This window comes from Azoarcus sp. KH32C (assembly GCF_000349945.1).
In the GTDB taxonomy this organism is placed as follows: domain Bacteria; phylum Pseudomonadota; class Gammaproteobacteria; order Burkholderiales; family Rhodocyclaceae; genus Aromatoleum.
Genome location: NC_020516.1, coordinates 3,947,791 through 3,970,723, shown reverse-complemented (window position 1 = coordinate 3,970,723; position 22,933 = coordinate 3,947,791). Strand labels below are relative to the sequence as shown.

Below are 22,933 nucleotides of genomic sequence, written 5' to 3'. Positions count from 1 at the left end.
CCTGCCATTTTATGCCCGAACACCGACGCCGACGTGATGACGGTCGCCGGTCGAGGGAAAAACACCGTCATCAAGAGGACGCAGATGTCACTCACCCACCTGCAACGGCTAGAAGCCGAGAGCATTCACATCATGCGGGAGGTCGTCGCCGAGGCCGAAAACCCGGTGATGCTCTATTCGATCGGCAAGGATAGCGCCGTCATGCTGCATCTGGCGATGAAGGCCTTCTATCCGGCGCGTCCGCCGTTTCCGCTGCTGCACGTCGACACCCGCTGGAAATTCCGCGACATGTACCGTTTCCGCGACGAGATGGTGTCGAAGCTCGGCCTCGACCTGATCGTGCACATCAACCCGGAAGGCGTCGCCAAGGACATCAACCCCTTCACCCACGGCTCGGCGATCCACACCGACATCATGAAGACCGAGGGCCTCAAGCAGGCGCTCGACAAGTATGGTTTCGACGCCGCCTTCGGTGGCGCGCGCCGCGACGAGGAGAAGTCGCGTGCCAAGGAACGCATCTTCTCCTTCCGTACCGAGCAACATCGCTGGGACCCGAAGAGCCAGCGCCCCGAGCTGTGGAAGCTCTACAACGCCCGCAAGCACAAGGGCGAGTCGATGCGCGTGTTCCCGCTCTCCAACTGGACCGAGCTCGACATCTGGCAATACATCTACCTCGAAAACATCCCGATCGTGCCGCTGTATTACTCGGCCGAGCGCCCGGTCGTCGAGCGCGACGGCGCGCTGATCATGGTCGACGACGAACGCATGCCGCTCAAGCCGGGTGAAGTGCCGATGATGAAGAAGGTGCGCTTCCGCACCCTCGGCTGTTATCCGCTCACCGGTGCCGTCGAATCCGAAGCCGATACGCTGCCGGCGATCATCCAGGAGATGCTTCTCACGAAGACCTCCGAGCGCCAGGGCCGCGTCATCGACCACGACTCCGCCGCATCCATGGAAAAGAAAAAGCAGGAAGGGTATTTCTGATGGCCCACATTTCCGATCTGATCGCCACCGACATCGAGCAGTACCTCAAGACCCACGAACACAAGAGCCTGCTGCGCTTCATCACCTGCGGCAGCGTCGACGACGGCAAGAGCACGCTGATTGGCCGCCTGCTGTACGAATCGAAGATGCTCTTCGAAGACCAACTCGCCGCGGTCGAAGCCGACTCCAAGAAGTACGGCACCCAGGGCGAGAACATCGACTTCGCGCTGCTCGTCGATGGCCTTGCCGCCGAGCGCGAGCAAGGCATCACCATCGACGTCGCCTACCGCTTCTTCTCGACCGAGAAGCGCAAGTTCATCGTCGCCGACACGCCGGGCCACGAGCAATACACCCGCAACATGGTGACCGGCGCCTCCACCGCGGATGCCGCCATCCTGATGGTCGACGCCCGCAAGGGCATCCTCACCCAGACGCGGCGCCACAGTTACCTCGTGTCGCTGCTCGGTATCCGCCACATCATCGTGGCGATCAACAAGATGGACCTCGTCGATTACTCACAGTCCGTGTACCAGCGCATCGTCGACGACTACCGCGAATTCGCCGCGCGCATCGGCCTCGAAGACATCACCTTCATTCCGATGTCGGCCTACAAGGGCGACAACATCATCGCCCCCAGCGACGCCATGCCCTGGTATCACGGCACGACGTTGATGGGCTATCTCGAGACCGTCGAGATCGACGAAGAGCGCATGCAGAAGCAACCCTTCCGCATGCCGGTGCAGTGGGTCAATCGACCCGACCTGGACTTCCGCGGCTTTGCAGGCACCATCGCGGGTGGCGTCGTCAAGCCGGGCGACCGCATCCGCGTGCAGCCCTCTGGCCGCGAAAGCACAATCGCGCGCATCGTCACCCGCGACGGCGACCTGGAGCAGGCCGTGGCCGGGCAGTCGATCACGCTGACATTGGCCGACGAAATCGACATCTCGCGTGGCGACGTCATCTCGACCGCTGCCTCGCCGGCGAGCTCCGCCGACCAGTTCGAAGTCACGCTCGTCTGGATGCACGACGAGCCCTTGCTGCCGGGCCGTCCCTACCTGCTCAAGATGGGCGCCAAGACCGTGACGGCGACGATTACGCACATCAAGTACCAGGTGAACGTGAACACGCTCGAGCACATCGCGGCCAAGACGCTCGAGCTCAACGCGATCGGCGTATGCAACATCGGCCTCGACCGCGCGATCGCCTACGATCCCTACGACGAGAACAAGGACACCGGCGGCTTCATCCTGATCGATCGCCTGAGCAACAACACGGTCGGTGCAGGCCTGGTGCACTTCGCGCTGCGCCGCAGCCAGAACATCCACATGCAGCACGTGGACGTCGACAAGGCCGCGCGTGCCCGCCTGAAGCACCAGAAGCCCTGCGTGCTGTGGCTCACGGGCCTGTCGGGCGCCGGCAAGTCGACGATCGCGAACCTCACCGAGAAGAGGCTCCATGCGCTTGGGTATCACACCTACCTGCTCGACGGCGATAACGTGCGCCACGGCCTCAACAAGGACCTCGGCTTTACCGAGGCCGACCGCGTCGAGAACATCCGCCGCGTCGCCGAGGTCGCCAAGCTGATGGCCGATGCCGGCCTGATCGTCATCACGGCCTTCATCTCGCCGTTCCGCTCCGAACGCCAGATGGCCCGGAGCCTAGTCGCCGAAGGGGAGTTCCTCGAAATCTTCATCGACACGCCGCTCGACGTGGCCGAGCAGCGCGACGTCAAGGGGCTGTACAAGAAGGCCCGCCGCGGTGAGTTGAAGAACTTCACCGGCATTGATTCGCCGTATCAGGCGCCGGAAACCCCCGACGTGCACATCAACACCCTGACGATGAGCCCGGAAGAGGCGGCCGAGTATCTCGTGCTGGAACTGCAGCGGCGCGGCGGCCTGACCGACTGAGGCGCCGCGAGCAAGAAGAAGGCCCCGGTTGGCCCCCTTGCGGGGTGGCCAGCCGGGGCCTCTTGTTCTGGTCGGGGACGCCGCTTACTTGCTCTTGATCATCGTGCCGACGCCATGGTCGGTCAGGATTTCCAGCAGCAGGCAGTGTTCGACGCGGCCGTCGATGATGTGCACCGACTTCACGCCGTTGCGCGCCGCATCGAGCGCCGAACCGATCTTCGGCAGCATGCCGCCGGACAGCGTCCCGTCTTCGACGAGCCCGTCGATCTGGCGCGGCGTCAGCCCCGTCAGCAGATTGCCGTCCTTGTCGAGTACGCCGGGGGTGTTCGTCAGCAGCACCAACTTCTCGGCCTTCAGGATCTCGGCGAGCTTGCCCGCGACCACGTCGGCGTTGATGTTGTAGGTCTCGCCGTTCTCGCCGACACCGATCGGCGCGATCACCGGGATGAAGTCTCCCTGGTCGAGGAAGGCGATCAGGCTCGGGTCGATCTGCGTGACCTCGCCGACCTGGCCGATATCGACCAGATCTCCCGGGGGCGCGTCCTTCTTCTGCATCATCAGCTTCTTCGCACGGATGAAGCTCGCGTCCTTGCCGGTCAGGCCCACGGCCTTGCCGCCCGCCTGGTTGATCAGGTTGACGATTTCCTTGTTGACCTGGCCGCCCAGCACCATCTCGACCACTTCCATGGTTTCCGCGTCGGTCACGCGCATCCCCTGGACGAATTCACCCTTCTTGCCGACCCGGGCCAGCAGGTTCTCGATCTGCGGGCCGCCACCGTGCACGACCACCGGATTCAGGCCCACGAGCTTCAGCAGCACGACGTCGCGCGCGAAGCAGTCCTTCAGCTTCGGGTCGGTCATCGCGTTGCCGCCGTACTTGATGACGATCGTCTTGTCGAAGAAGCGCTTGATATAGGGAAGGGCCTCGGCGAGGACTTCGGCTTTCAGTGCCGGGGAAACCTGGTCGGTGCGCTGCGAAACGGACATGGCGAATTCCTGATTAATGTGCGGCGCCATTTTAAAGTCTCGCTCCAGAAAGCAGAAGCCGCACCCCCAATCCTTGCAGGGTGCGGCCGTCGAGCGGAGCAGAAATCGGCAGTCAGTCGATGCTCAGTTTCCTCGTCTGCACAGGTGCCTTCTTCGGCAGCGTCAATTCCAGCACGCCGTCGTTGAATTTCGCGCTTGCGCCTCCCTCATCGATATCCTGTCCCAACTGGAAGCTGCGGGACACGGTGCCGAAATAGCGTTCGGTACGCAATACACGTTCGCCTTCCTTGACCTCCTTTTCCTGCTTCCGTTCGGCATTGATCGACACGACGGGCCCATCGATATGGACGTGGATGTCTTCCTTCTTCATGCCCGGCAATTCCGCATGGACGCGATAGGCCGCGGCATCTTCCTCGATATCCACGCGCATCTTCGGTCCTTCGAGGTCGTCGCTGGTCGCGAAGTCGACCGGACGGATGAAAAAACCGCGCAGCAGCTCATTGAATGGATCACGACGGATCAGGTTGCTCATGGCGATCTCCTCGCTGAGACAAGGGGTTTTGAGTTTCAGCATAGATCGTTGCCGTCATATTTCAAGACCGCCGAGATGGCCCGGAGAGGCAGGCAGCAGAGGCGCTCAGCTTCGGCGCTCACGCCTGGGGAGTTCGAGAATCGCCTCGCGGTTGGTCCACGAAAAGACGCGCGTTGCGGCCACTTCAAAGGGCAGCCAGACGAGCGCATCGTGTTCGTCCGGGGCGAGCCGGATCGCTTGCCCCCCCTGTACGCACAAGCTGAACACATGTTCCGTGTTGTGCGTGACATCCGGCGCATACCGCGCGCGCCACTCGTCGCGGATCACGAATTCGTAGCTGCGGTGCCAGTCGACGAGTTGTTCGGGCCCTGCGGCGATCCCCGTTTCCTCGCCGATTTCCCGCAATGCCGCCTGCTGCGGCGCTTCACCCGGTTCCAGGCTGCCGGTGACCGATTGCCAGAAGTCGGGCGGCCGCACGCGCCTGAGCAGCAGCACCTGCAGCGACGGCGTATGGATCACGACCAGCACCGAAACCGGTCGCTTGAACACCGTCGAGGTCATTACAGGCTGCGCAGATGCGTGATGCCGTCCCGGCTGAGGCCGACGAAGATCCACATTGGGACGCCTGCGTCCGCCCACGAGCGTGCAGCCTCTTCGAAAATGTCCAGTGCCGTGACGAACTCGTCTTCTGCGGCGAGGCGGAAGCGATCCATGTGATCGAGGACCACGACGTAACCGTCCGCTTTCAGCCAGCTCAGGTCCGTGAGGCAATCGGACAGGGCGTCCCAGTTGTGTCCGAACCATGTCGGGAAGTGCAGGGCGGCGGCGACCCGGCGCAGGAACTCCGCCTTGTCGGCACAGCCGTCGAGATCGGCGTGCGCGAACGCGAAATCGAGTCCGGTGGCAAGCTCCGATAGCGCGCCGCTGCCTTCATCAGGCAGCAGATAGACGCCGGCACGGCCGTGCTCCGACAGCAGATTCGACAAGCGGCTGGATTCGGTCATCGTGCATTCTCCCGGACCAATTCCGACGTCAATTGCCGGAAGCTGCGGTAATGGTCGCCCGTGTAGTAGAAGACCTCGGGCGGCGTCCCGCCGCTGATGATGCGCCTTGCCCCGCGATCGTCCGAGCCCGGCGTCGGCACCGTATATTCACGATAGTAGCCATACGGTCGTTGGGGCAGCCGCCGTTCACGATTCTGAAAGACGACACCGTCCTTGCGGTAGGGAAAGGGGCCGCCGCGCTGGATGCGCTGCAGCGTCTCGATGGCCTCCCCCGGCAACCCCTCGCCGTCCGGGCGCCACGGTTCCCGACCGTAGCCCGTCAGGGCGCATACGGCGATGAGCAGGAAAAGCGCAATCCGCGCAAACGCAGCGTGCATCAGGGAACTCCGTGAAGGGCGGACGAAGACCGCGCCGGCGCGGTTGCTTGCTAGGCTTGCCGCGTGTTGAGCTTCTTCGACAGTTGCTGCATGAAGCCGTTGATCGCCTCCAGGCGCGGATTGGCCGGGTCGAGACGCCGCGTGCGCGCGATCAGCGTCCGGGCCTGCGCCGCAAAGCGATCGTTCCAGCCCCGGTTCTCGATATGGCGCAGCAGCGCCAGGGCCGCGTTGAACAGCACGTGCGGATTCCCCGGCATCTTCTGTACCGCGCTCATCATTTCGCGCACGGCACCGTCGTAGTCGCCGGACTTCACCATATCTGCGCCGGTTGCAATCAGGTTCTTCACTTCGACGTGGACGCGTTGCTCGAGTTCGTCCGATAGTTCGCCGCAGCCGCGCGATTGCAGAATTGCCCGCGTCTTCTCGATCGTCTGCTCGTCGGACGCGTTCCGCAGAATGTCCATTACGAGCGTACTGCCTTCGCTTTCCAGGTCATTGTCGAGGCAGGCCTTGATCAGCTCCTGCTTAAGCCCGATCGACACGGTGGTCAGGTCGGAGCCTGCCCTGAGTGCCGCCTGAAGTGCGGCCTGAGCCTGATCGGCCGCGCCGGTTTCGCTGAAATAGAGCGCTTTCGACAGCGAACTGCAGATCGGCGTCGCCGCCAATCCTTCCATGCTCCGCTCCAGGTCGCGAATCGTCGTCTGGGCTTCGTTCGTTCGTCCCTGCCCGAGTTGCGCTTGGACGAGGTGCACATGGTCTTCAGGATCGCGAAAATCCGAATACTTTCCCTTTCGCACCACTTCCGCGAGGGTGCGTTCCGCGGACTCCAGATCGCCCGAGGCCAATTGGACGCTGCCAAGGTGGCGCAGACGGCTCAGGCGGTGGGGCGACAGCGCCACGGCGCTCGCGAGCACGTCCCGCGCCTCGTCGATCCGGCCGCTTGCCTCGCGCGCCTTCGCGAGCCAGTCATAGGCGTCGATGTAGCGGCTGTTCTCGGCAACGAGCGAACTCAGGAGGTCTTCCGCCGCGCCATACTCCTTCTTCGCGAACAGTACCTTGGCGAGACCGAGGCGTGCCCAAGGCACAGCCTTGGCAGCCAGTACTTCGCGATAGATGTCTTCGGCGTGTTCAGTATGGCCGAGCACCGCGTGGAGCTCCGCCTCGAGGCGCATGAAATCGATCCGGTAGCGCGGATGCTCCCGACGTCCCGCCGCGCAGCCTTCGATCGCCTGCTGCGTCTCGCCCGCATCGATCGCCCGATACACGGAACGGAAGGCCTCCCGTTTTTCAAGCGCCCGCAACAGGCGGATGTGCAAGCTGTCGGGGGTCAGCGGCTTCAGGATGTAGTCGTTCGGGGCCAGCTCGGCCGCGCTGACGACGCGTTCGTAATTGCGCTCCCCGGTGATCATGATGAACAGCGTATCGAGGGGGATGATCTCCTTGCTGCGGAGATCTTCCAGCAGATGCTGCCCGTCCTGGCCCTCCCCGAGGTTGTACTCGCACAGGATGATGTCGTATTTGCGCTCGCGCAACCGACTGACCGCCATTCCGGCGGTAGGTGCGAAATTGACGTCGGCAATGCCGAAGCCATTGAGCATCGATCTCAATTGGCCGCGCATGCTCTGATTCGCTTCGACGATCAGGACGTTGAGACGTTCGATATCGGCCATGATGTTACGGTGAGCGGATATTGGGGCCCGGACTCAGGCAGTCTATCGGAGCTTACGGCATCCGCCGATGCTTTCTGCAGTAATTATTGATGCCGTGCAGGTGACAGTCTGCATGAAAAAGGGCAGATGGTCAGCCATCTGCCCTTTCGTTAGGCGCGAGGCGCAGGACTCAGGACTTGCCGACTTCGACCTGGGTGTCGACCTTCTGGCGCAGACGGATGTGGAGCTCGCGCAACTGTTTCTCGTCGACCTCGCCCGGTGCGTCGGTCAGCAGACACTGGGCGCGCTGCGTCTTCGGGAAGGCGATCACGTCGCGGATCGATTCTGCGCCGGTCATCAGCGTGACGATCCGGTCGAGACCGAAGGCGAGGCCGCCGTGCGGGGGCGCGCCGTACTTGAGTGCGTCGAGCAGGAAGCCGAACTTGATCTGCTGCTCTTCGGGGCCGATGTTCAGCGCGTCGAACACACGCGCCTGGACGTCGGCACGATGGATACGAACCGAGCCGCCGCCGATCTCCCAGCCGTTCAGCGCCAGGTCATACGCCTTCGCCAGGCACTCGCCCGGGTTCGAGTCGAGCAACTCGACGTGGTCGTCCTTCGGGCTCGTGAACGGATGGTGGCAGGCGACCCAGCGCTTGTCGTCCTCGTCGTATTCGAACATCGGGAAGTCGACAACCCACAGCGGGCACCAGGCGTCGCCGGTCACGTAGCCCTTCTCGTGACCGAGCTTGATGCGCAGCGCACCGAGCGCGTCGTTGACGACCTTCGTCTTGTCCGCACCGAAGAAGATCAGGTCACCCGACTGCGCGCCGGTCCGTTCGAGGATCGTGCGCAGCGCGGTCTCGTTCAGGTTCTTCACGATCGGAGACTGCAGGCCTTCCTCGTTCGGCTTGGTGACGTCGTTGACCTTGATGTAGGCGAGGCCCTTCGCGCCGTAGATGCCGACGAACTTCGTGTACTCGTCAATCTCGCCGCGCGTGAGGCCCGCACCGCCCGGAACGCGCAGCGCGGCAACGCGGCCGCCGCTGGTCGCCGGGCCGCTGAACACCTTGAACGCGACGTCGCGGACCGCGTCGGTCACTTCGGTCAGCTCAAGCGTCACTCGCAGGTCCGGCTTGTCCGAGCCGTAACGGCGCATCGCTTCCGCATAAGTCATGCGCGGGAAGGGCGCCGGGAGTTCGACGGCAAGCGCTTCGCGGAACACGAAGCGGATCATGTCTTCCATGATCGCGGTGATCTCGGTCTCGTTCAGGAACGAGGTCTCGATATCGACCTGGGTGAATTCCGGCTGGCGGTCGGCGCGCAGATCCTCGTCCCGGAAGCACTTCGTGAGCTGATAGTAGCGATCGAAGCCCGCGACCATCAGCAGCTGCTTGAAGAGCTGCGGCGACTGCGGAAGCGCGAAGAACTGTCCCGGATGCACGCGCGAGGGAACGAGGTAGTCGCGTGCGCCTTCCGGCGTGCTCTTCGTCAGCATCGGCGTCTCGATGTCGATGAAGCCCTGGCCATCGAGGAAGCGGCGGAAAGCCATCGCCACCTTGTAGCGCAGCATCATGTTCTTCTGCATCTGCGGGCGACGCAGGTCGATGACGCGGTTCACCAGGCGGACATTCTCCGACAGGTTGTCGTCATCAAGCTGGAACGGCGGCGTCGCCGATGCGTTGAGCACTTCGAGCGTGTGGCAAAGCACTTCGATCTCGCCCGAGACGAGGTTTGCGTTCTCGGTGCCGGCGGGGCGACGGCGAACCTTGCCCGTCAGCTTCACGACGTATTCGTTGCGAATCGATTCCGCGATGCGGAAGGTCTCGGCGCGGTCAGGGTCGCACACCACCTGAACCAGGCCCTCGCGGTCGCGCAGGTCGATGAAGATCACACCGCCGTGGTCGCGGCGACGGTGCACCCAGCCGCACAGGGTCACGGTCTGGTCAAGGTCGGCAGCGGTGACTTGACCGCAGTATTTGGTTCGCATGAGCAAATGTCCGAAACGAAGACACGGCCATCGGGGCCGTATGGTTACTGGTTCAGCAGAATTGGGGAGGTGCCGTTGCGCGCGGGCGGCGCAACCACGCCCATCGAGATGATGTACTTGAGCGCCTCGTCGACACTCATGTCGAGTTCGATCACATCCGCCTTGGCCATCATCAGGAAGAAGCCGGATGTGGGGTTCGGCGTCGTCGGCACATAGACGCTGACGTATTCACCTTCGAGGTGGTTTGCGGCGTCACCACCGGGCTTTCCGGTCAGGAAGGCAATCGTCCAGGAGTCCTGGTGGGGATAACGCACAAGCAGCGCCTTGCGGAAAGCCTGGCCCGAGCTCGAAAAAAGGGTGTCGGAGACCTGCTTGACGCCGTTATAGAGCGATTTCACCACTGGGATACGGGAAAGCAGCCCTTCCCAGAACCTGACCAGCTTCTGCCCGATCACGTTGGCCGCGATGAGGCCTGTGCTCAATACGAGCAACAGTGCAACCACGACACCGGCGCCAGGAATGTTGAATCCCAGCAGATGGCGTGGCTGCAGGCCGTTCGGCAGCCAGTCGATGATCTGGTCCAGGGTGCCGACGATCCACGCCAGCACCATGAACGTGATGGACAATGGAATCCAGATCAGGAGCCCGGTGATGAAATATCTTCGCACGTGAGGCTGTTGCCCTTAGCTCGGATGACAGGCGCAAGCGCCGCCGCATCCGGCGGGAGCTGCCGCCGCCTCGGACGGTTTGGGGGCCGATGAGCTGCCACCCTTGAAGTCGGTGGCATACCAGCCGGTGCCCTTCAATTGGAAACCGGCAGCCGACAGCTGTTTCTGATAAGTGTCTGCGTTGCACGACGGACAGGTCTTGAGCGGATCATCGCTCATCTTCTGGATGTGTTCCTTCTGGAACCCGCAGCTATTGCAACGATATTCGTAAATGGGCATGGCAACCTCCGGAAACCAAGCTTGCGAGTCTAACGCAATGCAGCATCAGGGAGAAGTCTGGGGCGCCCGACGCGGGCGCCGTGCTTTAAATGGGGATGCTGATGCGCCGCTTCAAGAAGCCGTGAGCGTCAGAATGTCGCCAGGTACAAGTCCGTGATCCGCTTGCCCCAGAAGAGCGCAAGCACGCCCGCAGCGGCAAGGTAGGGGCCGAATGGAATCGGTACATTCCGCCCGTGACGCGCGAACGCGATCAGTCCGATGCCGGCAAGGGCCCCCACGAGGGACGAAAACAGGATGGTCAGCGGCAGCATCTGCCAGCCCAGCCACGCGCCGACGGCCGCGAGCAGCTTGAAGTCCCCATAGCCCATGCCTTCCTTGCCGGTGGTGAGCTTGAAGAGCCAGAAGACCGACCACAGCGAGAGATAACCTGCCATGGCGCCGATTACCGCGTTCGACAGCTCCACGTAGGTGCTGCCGAGATTGAGGGCGAGGCCCAGCCATAGCAAGGGCAGGGTCAGCGAGTCGGGGAGCAGTTGGGTGTCCAGATCGATGAAGGTCATTGCGACCATGGCCCAGACGAAACAGAAGGCACCAAGAGCCGCCGCTCCATAGCCGAAGTGCCAGGCCGCATAGCCCGTAAGGCCTGCCGTCAGCACTTCCACGATCGGATAACGCCGGCTGATGGACGCGGCACAGTGACTGCAGCGCCCGCGCAGGATCAGGTAGCTCACGACGGGGATGTTTTCCAGCGCGGTGATCTGATGACCGCAGTGTGGGCAGCGCGAGCGCGGGGTGGCGAGGTTGAACGGTTCGCGCTCGGGAATCGGCTCGTCACGCAATTCGGCCGCTTGGGCATGCCACTCCCGTTCCATCATTTTCGGAAGGCGGTGAATCACGACATTGAGAAAACTCCCGACGAACAGGCCGAGCAGGGTGGCAAGCGTGGTGAATACTACGGGGTCGCGCAGAAATTCGGACATGAGGAGTACGTGAGTTCGCTGCCCGGTGTCTGCCGGGCAACTGCTGAAGGAGGCTCAGACCACTTCGCCAAGTTTGAAGATGGGCAGATACATCGCGACGACCAGGCCGCCGATCACGACGCCGAGGAACACCATGATGAGGGGTTCGAGTAGCGTCGAAAGCCCCGCGACCGCGTCGTCGACTTCCTGCTCATAGAAGTCGGAGACTTTTCCGAGCATCGAATCGAGCTGACCAGACTCTTCGCCGATCGAGACCATCTGAACCACCATGCCCGGAAACACATCGGCGTTCTGCATGGCGACCGTCAGACTGGTGCCGGTGCTGACCTCGGTCTGAATCTGGCGTGTCGCAGTCAGGTAAACGTAGTTGCCCGAGGCGCCGCCCACGGACTCGAGGGCTTCCACCAGCGGGACGCCTGCCGCGAACATCGTCGACAGCGTTCGCGTCCAGCGCGCAACCGTTGCTTTGCGAATGATATCGCCGACGACCGGGGCCTGCAGCACGATACGGTCAACTGCAATCTGCATCGCACTCGAGCGTTTGTAGCTTGCACTGATCCCCATGAAGATGCCGACGAGTGCGCCGAATACGATGTACCAGTTCGACACGAAGGCGTCCGAGATCGCAATGACCACCAGAGTCGGAGCGGGAAGGTCTGCGCCGAAGCTATGGAAAACCTTCTTGAATTCAGGCACCACGAACAACATGATCACCGTCACGACAATCGCCGCAACGACGATGACGGCGATCGGGTAAAACATCGCCGACTTGATCTTGCTCTTGATCGCAAGGATCTTTTCCTTGTAGGTGGCGATGCGGTCAAGCAGGCCATCCAGAATACCGGCCTGTTCGCCGGCCGCGACGAGGTTGCAGAAGAGCTTGTCGAAATAGAGCGGGTGTTTGCTGAAGGCCTGCGAGAGGCTCGAGCCCGTTTCCACGTCGGTCCGTACGTCATTCAGCAGTCGCGCGAGACTGGGATTGCTCGAACCCTTGATGCCGATATCGAAGGCCTGCAGCAGCGGGACGCCCGATTTCATCATGGTCGCCAGCTGGCGGGTAAAGAGCGCAATGTCCTTGTCGGTGATCTTGTGACCGCGGGCCATGCTTTGCTTCTTGACCTTGGACACCTGGACGCCCTGGCGTCGCAGCGTGGCCTGAACCACGGACTCCCCGCTCGCGCGCATTTCCCCGCGCACCTGCTTGCCGGTCTTGTCCCGTCCTTCCCATGCGTACAGGACTTCCTTGGGGCCGCTGGCGGCGGCTACCTTGCCTCGGGTCGTGGTCGCCATGAGTCGATGCTGTTCCCTTATTCGTTTGTAGTGGCGAGCACTTCTTCAAGCGAAGTGGCCCCCTGCTTGACCTTCAGGAGTCCGGACTGTCGCAGGTCGCGGACGCCTTCCCGTTGTGCTTGTGCGGCAATGTCGATCGAATTGCCGTTCGTCATGATGATATGTGCGATCTCGTCGCTGATCGGCATGACCTGGTAGATGCCGAGCCGGCCCTTGTAGCCGCTCCCCTTGCATCGTTCGCAGCCGACCGGGCCATAGGGGCGCCAGCTGCCGTCGAGTTCGTCGCCGCTGAAACCGGCTTGCAGCAAGGCCTCGATGGGAATGTCCACCGGTTGCTTGCAGGTGCACAGGCGGCGCGCAAGTCGCTGCGCGGTGATCATGATCACGGACGATGCAATGTTGAAAGGCGCGACGCCCATGTTTTTGAGGCGTTCCAGCGTCGTGGGCGCATCGTTGGTATGCAGCGTCGAGAGGACGAGGTGGCCGGTCTGCGCGGCCTTGACGGAAATCTCGGCGGTTTCCAGGTCTCGGATTTCGCCCACCATGATGACGTCCGGATCCTGGCGCAGAAACGAACGAAGAGACGCCGCGAACGTGAGGCCGGCTTTTTCGTTGACGTTGACCTGGTTGATGCCGGGCAGGTTGATTTCTGCGGGATCCTCGGCCGTCGAGATGTTGACCCCGGGCTTGTTCAGGATATTGAGACAGGTGTAGAGCGAAACGGTCTTGCCAGAACCGGTCGGTCCGGTGACAAGAACCATCCCGTATGGGCGTTCGATCGCATCCATGAGCACCTTTTTCTGGTCGGGCTCGTAACCCAGCGCATCGATGCCGAGCATCGCGGAGTTGGCGTCCAGAATACGCATCACGATCTTTTCGCCGTGAAGTGTCGGCAAGGTGGAAACGCGAAAGTCGATCGACTTGCTCTTGGACAGCACCAGCTTCATCCGGCCGTCTTGCGGGACGCGCTTTTCCGAAATATCGAGCCGCGATATCACCTTGATCCGCGCGGCAATCTTTTCCTTGAGCACCAGCGGCGGTTGCGCGATCTCGCGCAGGATGCCGTCGGTCCGAACCCGGATGCGGTAGTACTTCTCGTACGGCTCGAAGTGGATGTCGGATGCGCCTTCGTTAATCGCATCGATCAGGACTTTCTGAATGAATTTGACGACCGGCGCATCGTCAACTTCCGCCGAGCCTTCGTCAGATGCCGTTTCGGCCGCAGGCTCCTGCCCCTGCAGGAGGTCCATGTCGAAATCTTCGCCGGTCAGCTCTTTCAGCGTGTCGGCGGCAGATTCGGACAACGCTTCGGCGAGGCGGGCGAGCCGGTCGGCCTCGACGATGACCAGATCCACTTGCATGCCCGTTTGGAACCGGATCTCGTCGAGAGCCCGCATGTTCGACGGATCGGCGGCGGCAACGGTGAGGCGGTTCTGACGCTTGCCGAGCGCAATGATCTGATGTTTGCTGATCAGCTTGCGATCGATGGCATCCTTCGGGAAGAAAGAGCGGTCGACAGCCGCGATATCAAGTAGCGGGTAGCCGAAGGTTTCGGCGGCGAACCAGGCGACTTCCTTGGTGGTGATCAGTTTGCGCTGCGCGAGCTCCAGAATGAACCCGTTGGGGACCGCCGGTGCGCTGGTCGTGCACGTCGCCGCATCCGCCTCCGACAGGCGGCCGTGTTGAACCAATGCTCGTGCAAGGCCGCTCAGTGCGGTCTGAGGGTTTGCTGCCATGTCCCGCTCTTAACTAACTCACATTCGATCTTGCACATGAAGCCCATGCTTTGTAAAGGGTAGAGGCTCTTCACTGTGAGGAGTATCGTTCCCTGAAGGCCGCCGCTTTTCCCGTCCGGCATTCAGGTTGCCCGGCCGAGCACGATTTCGATGACAAAGCGGCTTCCCACGTAGGCGAGCACGAGCGTCGTGAACCCTGCCAGCGTCCACCGAAGGGCGACGCGGCCGCGCCATCCCCATATTGTGCGGCCAACGAGAAGCGCGCCGAACAGGAGCCACGAGATGATCGCGAAGACGGTCTTGTGATCGAGACGGAACGCCTGCCCGAAAAGCGATTCGGAAAAGACGATGCCTGAACTCAGCGTGAGCGTCAGCAGGAGGAATGCGATGCCGATCAGGCGGAACAGCAGCGTTTCCATTGTTAGCAAGGGCGGCAGGTTGGCGAAGGTCCGCGTCAGCCTTCCGCTGTGCAACTGTCGTTCTGCGATGGCCATCAGCATGGCGTGGAGCGCGGCCAGGGTGAAGAGGCTATAGGCCAGCATGGCAATGATGAAGTGCGCGCGGAAGGCCGGGGAACCCGCGTTCGCGAGTGCGTGCTGGCCCGGGAAGATGAGCGGCAGGAGGCTGCCCCCGGCACCCGCCGTGACGACGAACCCGTGAAGCCCCTCGAGCCGCGCATAGAAGGTTTCAATCCAGTAGAAACAGACTGCAAGCCAGATTACGAGGGAGACGGCGAAACCGAAGCCGAATCGCATGCCATCCCCCGGGAAGAGTGCCTCTTGGAGTGCCCAGCCGTGCGCAAGGATCGCGCCCAGCATCGTGATGCGTTCGCCGACCGACATGGATTGCCGTGGATTGCCCTTGCGACCTGCGACGATGTTGCGCCAAAAATGGATACCCAGCCCCGCGTAGAGCGAGGCGGCTAGGAGATGAAGTAGAATGGTTTGCATAGTTACCTGCAGTTTACTCCAAGGGCGAGGGGCCCAGACAATATGCTCGACAATCTCACACAACGTCTGTCCAAGGTCGTCAAGACCCTGCGTGGGCAGGCTCGGCTGACCGAAGACAACATCCAGGACGCGATGCGCGAGGTGCGCCTTGCACTGCTCGAAGCCGACGTGGCTTTGCCGGTGGTCAAGGACTTCGTTGCGCGCGTCAAGGAAAAGGCGGTCGGGCAGGAGGTTGTCGGATCGCTGACGCCGGGCCAGGCGCTCGTGGGCGTAGTGTATGACGAATTGAAGGCGCTGATGGGCGGTTCGCATGCCGGCCTCAACCTCGCCGCGCAGCCGCCGGCCGTCATTCTGATGGCGGGTCTGCAGGGCGCCGGCAAGACCACGACCACGGGCAAGCTGGGCAAGCTGCTGCACGAACGCATGAAGAAGAAGGTGTTGGCCGTGTCGGCCGACGTCTATCGTCCTGCGGCAATCGAGCAGTTGAAGACCGTTGCCGCCCAGGCAGGCATCGACTTCTTCCCGTCGGCGGCGACCCAGAAGCCCGTCGATATCGCCTTGGCGGCGCTGGATCACGCCCGTCGCCACTACTACGACGTGGTGTTGCTCGATACCGCCGGCCGTCTGGCGATCGATGCGGCGATGATGGAGGAGATCAAGCTACTCCATGCCGCCGTCAATCCGGTCGAGACCCTGTTCGTCGTCGATGCGATGCTCGGCCAGGATGCCGTCAATACGGCGCGCGCCTTCAACGAAGCGTTGCCGCTGACCGGCATCGTGCTGACCAAGCTCGACGGTGATGCGCGCGGCGGTGCGGCGTTGTCCGTGCGTCACGTGACCGGCAAGCCGCTCAAGTTCGCCGGGGTCGGCGAGAAGCTCTCCGGGCTGGAGGAATTCCATCCCGAACGGATGGCAAGCCGTATCCTGGGCATGGGCGACATCCTCGGTCTGGTGGAGGAGGCGCGCCGGGGCGTCGATGAGGATAAAGCGCGGGAGTTTGCGCAAAAGCTCAAGACCGGCAAGGGCTTCGACCTCAACGATTTCAAGGAGCAGATCGCCCAGATGCGAAAGATGGGTGGCCTCGCCTCGATGATGGACAAGCTCCCGGCGCAGTTCTCGCAGATGGCGGGCAAGCTGCAGGGCGGCGTCGAGGAGAAGACGATCGGGCGGATCGAGGGCATCATCAATTCGATGACTCCGCTCGAGCGTGCCAAGCCGGAGCTCATCAAGGCGAGCCGCAAGCGTCGTATCGCGGCGGGGTCGGGGGTCACCGTGCAAGAGGTCAACCGGCTGCTCAACCAGTTCGAGCAGACTCAGAAGGTCATGAAGCAGTTCTCGAAAGGCGGGCTGCAGAAGATGATGCGCGGCATGAAGGGCATGTTGCCCGGGATGACGCGCTAGTCGTCGGATTCGAGCATGCGAGATATCCTGGTTGCCTCCGCTCGAGCGTTGCGAAGCCTTGGTCGTAAGGGCGTCTTCGTTCACCTGCTATGGCCGAGCCTTGCCGCGATGGCATTGTGGACCGTGATTGCGTTGTTCTCCTGGTCGCCCTTGGTCGACGGCATCATGGGGTGGATCCAGGGATGGTCGTTTGCGGGCGAGTGGCTGAGCTCGTCGGAGGTGGGGGCCGGCGTTGTACTGGTCCTGATCAAGTTGGCGCTGGCGCTGGCCTTGTTCCCGCTGATCTATGTCACGGCGGCATTGATCGTCGCCGTGTTCGCGTTGCCGATGATGCTCGAGGAGGTCTCGCGACGCGATTACGCGGATCTCGAGTTGCGGCGAGGTGGCTCGAATTTCGGTAGTGCCTGGAATGCAGTCCTTGCCGGGGTGATTTTTCTCGTCGGGATGGTGGTTTCACTGCCTTTGTGGCTGATTCCCGGAGGCGGTCTGGTTGCCTCGGTCGTGCTCACCGCCTGGCTCAATCAGCGCGCTTTCGGTTATGACGCACTGATGCTCCATGCGGACAAGGCGGAACTCGCGAAGTTGCCCCGCGCGTTGCGGTCGCCAATGCTCTTGCTTGGCGGGGGCTGTGCGCTGCTTGCCTACGTCCCGGTGATCAATCTGGTGGCGCCGGCGTTCTGCGGATTGGCCTTCGTTCATTTCATGCTGGAAGCCCTGAGACGGGAGCGGACGGAGCGAGGCGTCTCGATTCTCGATTCGGTTCCCGTAGCGCGCTAGGAGGGGCGGGTGGCATTCGGCACCGTCATCGTCGGCGACGAAATTCTGTCCGGGCGCCGTTCGGACAAACATCTCGCGAAGCTGATCGAGATGCTGGGCGCGCGGGGGCTTCGGCTCGCGTGGGCGCGCTATGTCGGCGACGATCAGGCGCGTCTGATCGAAGTCCTGAAGGACAGTTTCGGGTCAGGCGACGTCGTGTTTTGCTTCGGCGGCATCGGTGCCACGCCCGACGACCGGACGCGGCAATCGGCTGCCCTGGCGCTCGGGGTAGAAGTCGTGTTGCATCCGCAAGCCGAGGCGATCATACGGGCGAAGTTCGGCGCGGAGATCACCGAGCATCGTTTGCAGCTCGGCACATTCCCGGCCGGCAGCGAAATCATTTCCAACCCCTACAATCAGATCCCCGGGTTTGCCATCCGTGATCATTTCTTCGTGCCCGGATTCCCGGTGATGGCTTGGCCGATGGTGGAGGCAGTGCTCGATACGCGGTTTCGGCACCTCCATCATGTCGAGGACTATGTCGAGGCGGCAGTCACGGTGTGGGACGCCTACGAGGGGAAGTTGATCGAGCTGATGGAGTCCCTTGAGGTCGCCTATCCCGGGCTGGCCGTCTTCAGTCTGCCGTCCGTTGCCGAACATCCGGGCGAGCGGCGTTCGGTCGAGCTGGGGGTGAAAGGGCCGGCGTCGCGCGTCGCGGCGGCCATGGAACTCGTGCGGAACGAGATGCACGCGCGCGGTTACGAATGGCAGGACAAGGTCTGACCCGGCGGCGTCGCACCGCCGCCGGACTGGCGTCCGAGGAGAGGCGGGAAATTTGCCTAGCCGGGCGGCAGGTTGCGTACGTGCTGCGCCGCTCCGACCGCCGTACGCTCGGGCTGCAGGTCAGTCATCGCGGAGTGAAAGTCGGGGTGCCCTGGCCGACAGCGGACCTGGATGTCGAAGCTTTCATCCGTTCGCATCAGGATTGGTTGCTGGATAAGCTCGTGCGGCACGAGGCTCGCAGAGATCCCCGGGAATTCGCGATTGCGGACGGAGCCATGCTTCCTGTTTTCGGGGAGCATTGCCGGATACGAACCGGTGCGGGGGGAAGGTCGGTCAGTTGGAAGCTCGGTGTCGATGGCGTCGAGGAATTGCACCTTCCGCGTGCCGGCGATGCTGCAGCGCATGTCACACGGGCTTTGCGCCGGCGGGCGCTGCCCTGGTTCGGCGAGCGGGTGGTCGAGTACTGTTTTCGTCTCGGGCTTCCGGTTCCTGCGGTGCGCTTGTCTTCGGCGCGGACGCGCTGGGGGAGTTGCAGTTCGCGCAGCGGTATCCGTCTGCACTGGCGCCTGATCCATCTTCCGCCATTGCTGATCGACTATGTGGTCGCCCATGAGGTGGCGCACCTTCTTGAGATGAACCACTCCCCGCGCTTCTGGTCGGTTGTGGAAAGGCTCTATCCGCAATGGCGGGACGCGCGTAGCCAGTTGAAGGCGTCAGGGGCCCTGCTTCCGGTATTCGGGGTCGCCGGAGAGGGGAGTGTGGATGGGGACTGAAAGGAGAGACTGATGAGATTGCTTCACACAATGCTGCGAGTTGGCGATCTGGATCGCTCGATCGCGTTCTATACCGAAGTCCTGGGGATGCGCCTGCTGCGGCGCCAGGATTATCCGGAGGGGAAGTTTACGCTCGCCTTCATCGGCTACCAGGACGAGTCCGAGGGGGCGGTCATCGAGCTTACGCACAATTGGGGCGTCACGGCCTACGAGATGGGAAATGCGTTCGGCCACATCGCGCTGGCTGTTCCGGATGCCTACCGTGCCTGCGATGATATCCGGGCGCGGAGCGGAAAGATCGTGCGTGAGGCAGGGCCGATGAAGCACGGAAATACCGTCATCGCGTTCGCCGAGGACCCCGACGGATACAAGATCGAGCTGATCCAGCGCAACTGATCCGGGGCGGGGCAATGAAAAAAGGCTCGACCGTGGTCGAGCCTTCATGTGTTGGTGGAGCCGGGGGGAATCGAACCCCCGTCCGCAAGCCCTCTACAGACAGATCTACATACTTAGCCGACCTATTTGATTTAACCCCTGCCTTAGCCGGTTGGCAGGCCGGACAGGAGCGAGTCACCTTACCTTTAGCTGTCGCGCCAAGTGACCCGGCGCAACTCGCGAGTCTCTGTAGATGACACTGCAGCGGCTTAGCTTGCGCTAAGACCACCCGGCCCAGAGACCTGCCGGTGCAGCGCTAACCGGGATTAAGCGGCTAGAACGAAACGTTCGTCGTTGGCGTTTGTTGACTTCCAGATGGATTTACGAGGTGACTGGTCCTCGGTATGCACTGCACTGCTTCGCGACCCACGTCGAAGCCAGGTCGGCCCCTGTGAGACTGCTACCAATATGGAGACCCATCGGTAGATTTCAAGTGTCAGTCTAGCACATCAGATCGGCGCCACGGTGTGCATGAGGTAATTGACGTCGGTGTCCTGCCCCAGCGAGTAGGTCTTGGCGATGGGGTTGTAGCTCATTCCCAGCAGTTCCGTGGTCTCGAGACCCGCGTCGCGAGCGTAGCGCGCAAGCTCCGACGGTTTGATGAATTTGCCGTACTCGTGCGTGCCGCGAGGCAGGAGCTTGAGGATGTATTCGGCGCCGACCACCGCAAACAGATAGGCCTTGAAGTTGCGGTTGATGGTCGAGAAGAAGACATGACCGCCCGGACGGACCAGTTTCGCGCAAGCGGCGATTGTGCTCGCGGGGTCGGGGACGTGTTCGAGCATTTCCATGCAGGTGACGACGTCAAAGCTGCCGGCGTTCTGGGCGGCGAATGCTTCGGCGCTGGTGTGCTGGTAATCGACCTTCAGGCCGGACTCGAACAAATGCAGTCGCGCGACGCCGAGGGCCTTTTCGGACAGGTCGATGCCCGTTACCGTTGCCCCGAGCGCAGCCATGCTTTCCGATAGGATCCCTCCGCCGCAGCCGATGTCGAGTACACGCTTGCCGGCCAATGATGCCTTCTGGTCGATCCAGCGCAAACGCAGCGGATTGATTTCGTGCAGCGGCTTGAATTCGGACGTCGGGTCCCACCAGCGATGTGCCAGGTCGCTGAATTTCTGCAATTCGGCGGGATCGGCATTGGTGTTCATAGTGCGGTCTCCGGGAGGGCGGAATTAGCGCAGGATTAGACGCCATAAACGAAAAGGGCGCCACAAATGAAAAAGCCCTGCCGAAGCAGGGCCCTGAGTGCGGTCAGGCGGAATTACTTGGTGCCGACCAGCTCGATTTCAACGCGACGATCCGGCTGCAGGCATTCGATCAGCTTCTTGCGCGCCAGCTTGTCGGAGCAGGTCTTGCCGGTAACCGGCTGGCGCTCGCCCTTGCCTTCGGTGTAGATGCGGTTCGGCTCGATGCCCTTGCTGACCAGATAGGTCTTGACGGCGTTGGCACGACGCTCGGACAGCTTCTGGTTGTAGGAGTCGGAGCCGAGGCGGTCGGTGTGGCCGACGGCCAGGATCACTTCGAGCTTGATGCCCTTGGCCTGAGCGGCGAGGTCGTCGAGCTTGCTCTTGCCTTCGGGCTTCAGGATCGCCTTGTCGAAGTCGAACAGCGTGTCGGCCGACAGCTTGATCTTGTCCGCGGTGGGCTTCGGTCCAGCGGCGGGAGCGGGAGCAGGAGCGGGGGCGGGAGCAGGCGCGGCGGCCGGAGCGGCGGCGACCTGGCACTTGTCCTTCGGGATGATGTCGCTGTCGCATTCGCAACCGACCGGCAGCTTGCCAGCCATGGTGGTGCCGGCAGCCGCGGGGCTCCAGTAACCGGTACGCCAGCACAGGCCGGCGCCGCTACGGGCGACGACATTGCGGCCATCGACGACGTACGGGACTTCGCCCTTGCCATCAACCGTGACGTCCTTGGCTTGTGCGAACACGCTGGGGGCAGACAGGCCGATCGACGCGATAGCGGCCACCAGTGCGAACATCTGCTTCTTGCTCTGTTTGATCATATTTTCCTCGTCAATTGGCTGGACGATGATGGGTAACGGTCAGCTATGGTGTTCCATGACTGGGGGCTGCCGGTCCAATGCCGATCCGGCTTATCCAGTTCAGTTACTCAGTTTAGTCTGCCACATCGCGGCAAGCCCAAGCAAATCAGTGTCGTTAAATTGCAACATCAGAGCGCCTTTGTTCATGCGGATTTCGCCCCCGACCCAGACATGGGAAACATGCTCCCGGCCTGCGACATATACCAAATGCGATGCCGGGTCGAAGCATGGGCGGGTCTCCAGTGCGTCGAGTGCGACGGCGCACAGGTCCGCTTCCTTGCCGACCTCGATCGATCCGATGCGATCCGAAAGTCCGAGTGCCTGGGCGCCGGCGAGCGTGGCCATGTGCAATGCGGTGTGTGCAGGAATCGCCGTGGCGTCGCCGGAAATGACCTTGGCAAGCAGGCTGGCGTGGCGCATTTCCTGGAACAGGTCCAGGCGGTTATTGCTGGCGGCGCCGTCGGTTCCGAGTCCGACGGGGATGCCCGCTTCCAGGGCGCGCATGACGGGCGCTGCGCCGCTGGCGAGCTTCATGTTCGAGCTGGGGCAGTGGGCGATGCTGCAGCCGTGTTTTCGCAGCAGTTCGATGTCCGAGTCGTCGAGATGAACCGCGTGGACGGCGACCACGTTGTGTCCGAGCAATCCGAGGGCAGCGAGTCGTGCGATCGGACGCACGCCATATTGCGCGAGCGAGTCGTGCACCTCGCCAGCGGTCTCATGGACGTGGATGTGAATAATTGTATCGAGCTCGGCAGCGAGGCTCGCTACCCGTTGCAGATTGGCGTCCGCGACTGTATAGGGGGCATGAGGGGCGAGCGAGAAACTGATGCGCGGATGGCGGCGCCATTGATCGCGTGCAGCGAGTCCCTTTCTCAGGTAGTCGTCGGCGTCGGAGGCGAAGGGGGTCGGGAAGTCGAGCACCGTGATGCCGACCACTGCGCGCATGCCGGCGCGTTCGAAAGCTTCGGCAGCCGCATCCGGGTAGAAATACATTTCATTGCAGGTTGTGATGCCGCCGCGGAGCATTTCGGCCGCGGCAAGCAAGGTGCCGTCGTGGACGAAGTGCCTTGTCACGTGGCGCGCTTCGGTCGGCCAGATGGCTTCCTGCAGCCAACGCATCAGCGGCAGATCGTCTGCAATGCCGCGCATGAGGCTCATTGCGCTGTGTCCATGCAGGTTCACCAGCCCCGGGATCAGGACATGGTCGGGCAGGTCGACGGTCCGTGCGGCGGCGAATTGTCCGTTGGCCTCGTGTTGGGGCATTACCGCCAGGATCCGTCCTTGGCGGACGGCGACCGAATGGTGTTCGAGAACGATGTTTGCCGGTTCGATCGGGATGATCCAGCGCGCGTTGATCAGTAGGTCGACGGGTTGAGTCACGGTGGCTTGCTCCTGAAAGCAAAAACCC

23 protein-coding genes and 1 other RNA gene are annotated in these 22,933 nt (G+C 62.4%); 7 read left to right on the top strand and 17 right to left on the bottom strand.

Going from position 1 to position 22,933, the window contains the following annotated elements; all coding sequences use genetic code 11:
- Positions 1 to 36: 36 nt before the first annotated feature.
- Both cysD and cysN read left to right on the top strand, forming a co-directional pair.
- A complete protein-coding gene (cysD, locus tag AZKH_RS17755) occupies positions 37 to 984 on the top strand; it encodes a sulfate adenylyltransferase subunit CysD (protein ID WP_015437172.1) in 948 nt (315 codons plus the stop codon).
- Positions 984 to 2,891 carry a sulfate adenylyltransferase subunit CysN gene (gene cysN, locus AZKH_RS17750; RefSeq protein WP_015437171.1) on the top strand — a complete coding sequence of 636 codons (1,908 nt, stop codon included), beginning with the start codon at positions 984 to 986 and terminating at the stop codon, positions 2,889 to 2,891. Before cysD ends, cysN begins: the two co-directional genes overlap by 1 nt.
- 84 nt (positions 2,892 to 2,975) lie before the next feature.
- Here the strand turns inward: cysN and argB are convergent, their stop codons facing one another.
- The 13 genes from argB to AZKH_RS17685 all read right to left on the bottom strand — a co-directional run bounded on the left by argB (position 2,976) and on the right by AZKH_RS17685 (position 15,333).
- On the bottom strand, positions 2,976 to 3,878 hold the full coding sequence (argB, locus tag AZKH_RS17745; protein WP_041657496.1) for an acetylglutamate kinase: 903 nt from the start codon (positions 3,876 to 3,878) through the stop codon (positions 2,976 to 2,978).
- A gap of 112 nt (positions 3,879 to 3,990) precedes the next feature.
- Entirely contained in the window at positions 3,991 to 4,410 is a 420-nt protein-coding gene (locus AZKH_RS17740; protein WP_041656350.1) for an Hsp20/alpha crystallin family protein, read from the bottom strand.
- A 105-nt stretch (positions 4,411 to 4,515) separates the two neighbouring features.
- Entirely contained in the window at positions 4,516 to 4,971 is a 456-nt protein-coding gene (nudB, locus tag AZKH_RS17735) for a dihydroneopterin triphosphate diphosphatase (RefSeq protein ID WP_015437168.1), read from the bottom strand.
- The gene (locus AZKH_RS17730; RefSeq protein WP_015437167.1) at positions 4,971 to 5,414 is read right to left on the bottom strand and encodes a barstar family protein; all 444 of its coding nucleotides are present in this window, start codon (positions 5,412 to 5,414) and stop codon (positions 4,971 to 4,973) included. Before AZKH_RS17730 ends, nudB begins: the two co-directional genes overlap by 1 nt.
- Positions 5,411 to 5,791 carry a ribonuclease domain-containing protein gene (locus AZKH_RS17725; protein WP_015437166.1) on the bottom strand — a complete coding sequence of 127 codons (381 nt, stop codon included), beginning with the start codon at positions 5,789 to 5,791 and terminating at the stop codon, positions 5,411 to 5,413. The genes AZKH_RS17730 and AZKH_RS17725 overlap by 4 nt, the downstream gene beginning before the upstream one ends.
- A gap of 50 nt (positions 5,792 to 5,841) precedes the next feature.
- Entirely contained in the window at positions 5,842 to 7,461 is a 1,620-nt protein-coding gene (locus AZKH_RS17720) for a response regulator (RefSeq protein WP_015437165.1), read from the bottom strand.
- Positions 7,462 to 7,630: 169 nt separating this feature from the next.
- Positions 7,631 to 9,430 (bottom strand): aspartate--tRNA ligase, encoded by a 1,800-nt coding sequence (gene aspS / locus AZKH_RS17715; RefSeq protein ID WP_015437164.1) that lies wholly within the window; start codon positions 9,428 to 9,430, stop codon positions 7,631 to 7,633.
- Between the two features lie 44 nt (positions 9,431 to 9,474).
- On the bottom strand, positions 9,475 to 10,098 hold the full coding sequence (locus AZKH_RS17710) for a DUF502 domain-containing protein (protein ID WP_041656347.1): 624 nt from the start codon (positions 10,096 to 10,098) through the stop codon (positions 9,475 to 9,477).
- Positions 10,099 to 10,113: 15 nt separating this feature from the next.
- Positions 10,114 to 10,377, bottom strand: coding sequence for an FmdB family zinc ribbon protein (locus tag AZKH_RS17705; RefSeq protein ID WP_015437162.1), 264 nt, complete (start codon positions 10,375 to 10,377; stop codon positions 10,114 to 10,116).
- Between the two features lie 128 nt (positions 10,378 to 10,505).
- Positions 10,506 to 11,357 carry an A24 family peptidase gene (locus tag AZKH_RS17700; protein WP_015437161.1) on the bottom strand — a complete coding sequence of 284 codons (852 nt, stop codon included), beginning with the start codon at positions 11,355 to 11,357 and terminating at the stop codon, positions 10,506 to 10,508.
- Between the two features lie 54 nt (positions 11,358 to 11,411).
- The gene (locus AZKH_RS17695) at positions 11,412 to 12,647 is read right to left on the bottom strand and encodes a type II secretion system F family protein (RefSeq protein WP_015437159.1); all 1,236 of its coding nucleotides are present in this window, start codon (positions 12,645 to 12,647) and stop codon (positions 11,412 to 11,414) included.
- Positions 12,648 to 12,664: 17 nt separating this feature from the next.
- Positions 12,665 to 14,383 carry a type IV-A pilus assembly ATPase PilB gene (pilB, locus tag AZKH_RS17690; RefSeq protein WP_015437158.1) on the bottom strand — a complete coding sequence of 573 codons (1,719 nt, stop codon included), beginning with the start codon at positions 14,381 to 14,383 and terminating at the stop codon, positions 12,665 to 12,667.
- Between the two features lie 122 nt (positions 14,384 to 14,505).
- On the bottom strand, positions 14,506 to 15,333 hold the full coding sequence (locus tag AZKH_RS17685; RefSeq protein WP_015437157.1) for an inner membrane protein YpjD: 828 nt from the start codon (positions 15,331 to 15,333) through the stop codon (positions 14,506 to 14,508).
- Positions 15,334 to 15,375: 42 nt separating this feature from the next.
- Between AZKH_RS17685 and ffh the strand changes: the two genes are divergently transcribed.
- From ffh to gloA, 5 genes are read left to right on the top strand one after another with little or no spacing between them, the layout of a single operon-like run.
- Complete coding sequence (gene ffh / locus AZKH_RS17680) at positions 15,376 to 16,734, top strand: signal recognition particle protein (protein WP_015437156.1); 1,359 nt, start codon at positions 15,376 to 15,378, stop codon at positions 16,732 to 16,734.
- A 15-nt stretch (positions 16,735 to 16,749) separates the two neighbouring features.
- Positions 16,750 to 17,511: an EI24 domain-containing protein gene (locus AZKH_RS17675; protein ID WP_015437155.1), complete on the top strand. Its 762-nt coding sequence runs from the start codon at positions 16,750 to 16,752 to the stop codon at positions 17,509 to 17,511.
- Positions 17,512 to 17,520: 9 nt separating this feature from the next.
- Positions 17,521 to 18,273 (top strand): molybdopterin-binding protein, encoded by a 753-nt coding sequence (locus AZKH_RS17670; protein ID WP_015437154.1) that lies wholly within the window; start codon positions 17,521 to 17,523, stop codon positions 18,271 to 18,273.
- Complete coding sequence (locus AZKH_RS17665; protein WP_015437153.1) at positions 18,255 to 19,046, top strand: M48 family metallopeptidase; 792 nt, start codon at positions 18,255 to 18,257, stop codon at positions 19,044 to 19,046. The genes AZKH_RS17670 and AZKH_RS17665 overlap by 19 nt, the downstream gene beginning before the upstream one ends.
- Before the next feature lie 12 nt (positions 19,047 to 19,058).
- On the top strand, positions 19,059 to 19,442 hold the full coding sequence (gloA, locus tag AZKH_RS17660; protein ID WP_041656345.1) for a lactoylglutathione lyase: 384 nt from the start codon (positions 19,059 to 19,061) through the stop codon (positions 19,440 to 19,442).
- 52 nt (positions 19,443 to 19,494) lie between these two features.
- On the opposite strand, the gene ssrA is transcribed toward gloA, so the two are convergent.
- The 4 genes from ssrA to AZKH_RS17645 form a co-directional block, all read right to left on the bottom strand.
- Positions 19,495 to 19,871: a transfer-messenger RNA gene (ssrA, locus tag AZKH_RS26595) on the bottom strand.
- 59 nt (positions 19,872 to 19,930) lie between these two features.
- Positions 19,931 to 20,632 carry a bifunctional 2-polyprenyl-6-hydroxyphenol methylase/3-demethylubiquinol 3-O-methyltransferase UbiG gene (ubiG, locus tag AZKH_RS17655; protein ID WP_015437151.1) on the bottom strand — a complete coding sequence of 234 codons (702 nt, stop codon included), beginning with the start codon at positions 20,630 to 20,632 and terminating at the stop codon, positions 19,931 to 19,933.
- Positions 20,633 to 20,745: 113 nt separating this feature from the next.
- On the bottom strand, positions 20,746 to 21,486 hold the full coding sequence (locus AZKH_RS17650) for an OmpA family protein (protein ID WP_015437150.1): 741 nt from the start codon (positions 21,484 to 21,486) through the stop codon (positions 20,746 to 20,748).
- Between the two features lie 99 nt (positions 21,487 to 21,585).
- On the bottom strand, positions 21,586 to 22,905 hold the full coding sequence (locus AZKH_RS17645) for a TRZ/ATZ family hydrolase (RefSeq protein WP_015437149.1): 1,320 nt from the start codon (positions 22,903 to 22,905) through the stop codon (positions 21,586 to 21,588).
- Positions 22,906 to 22,933: the final 28 nt, after the last annotated feature.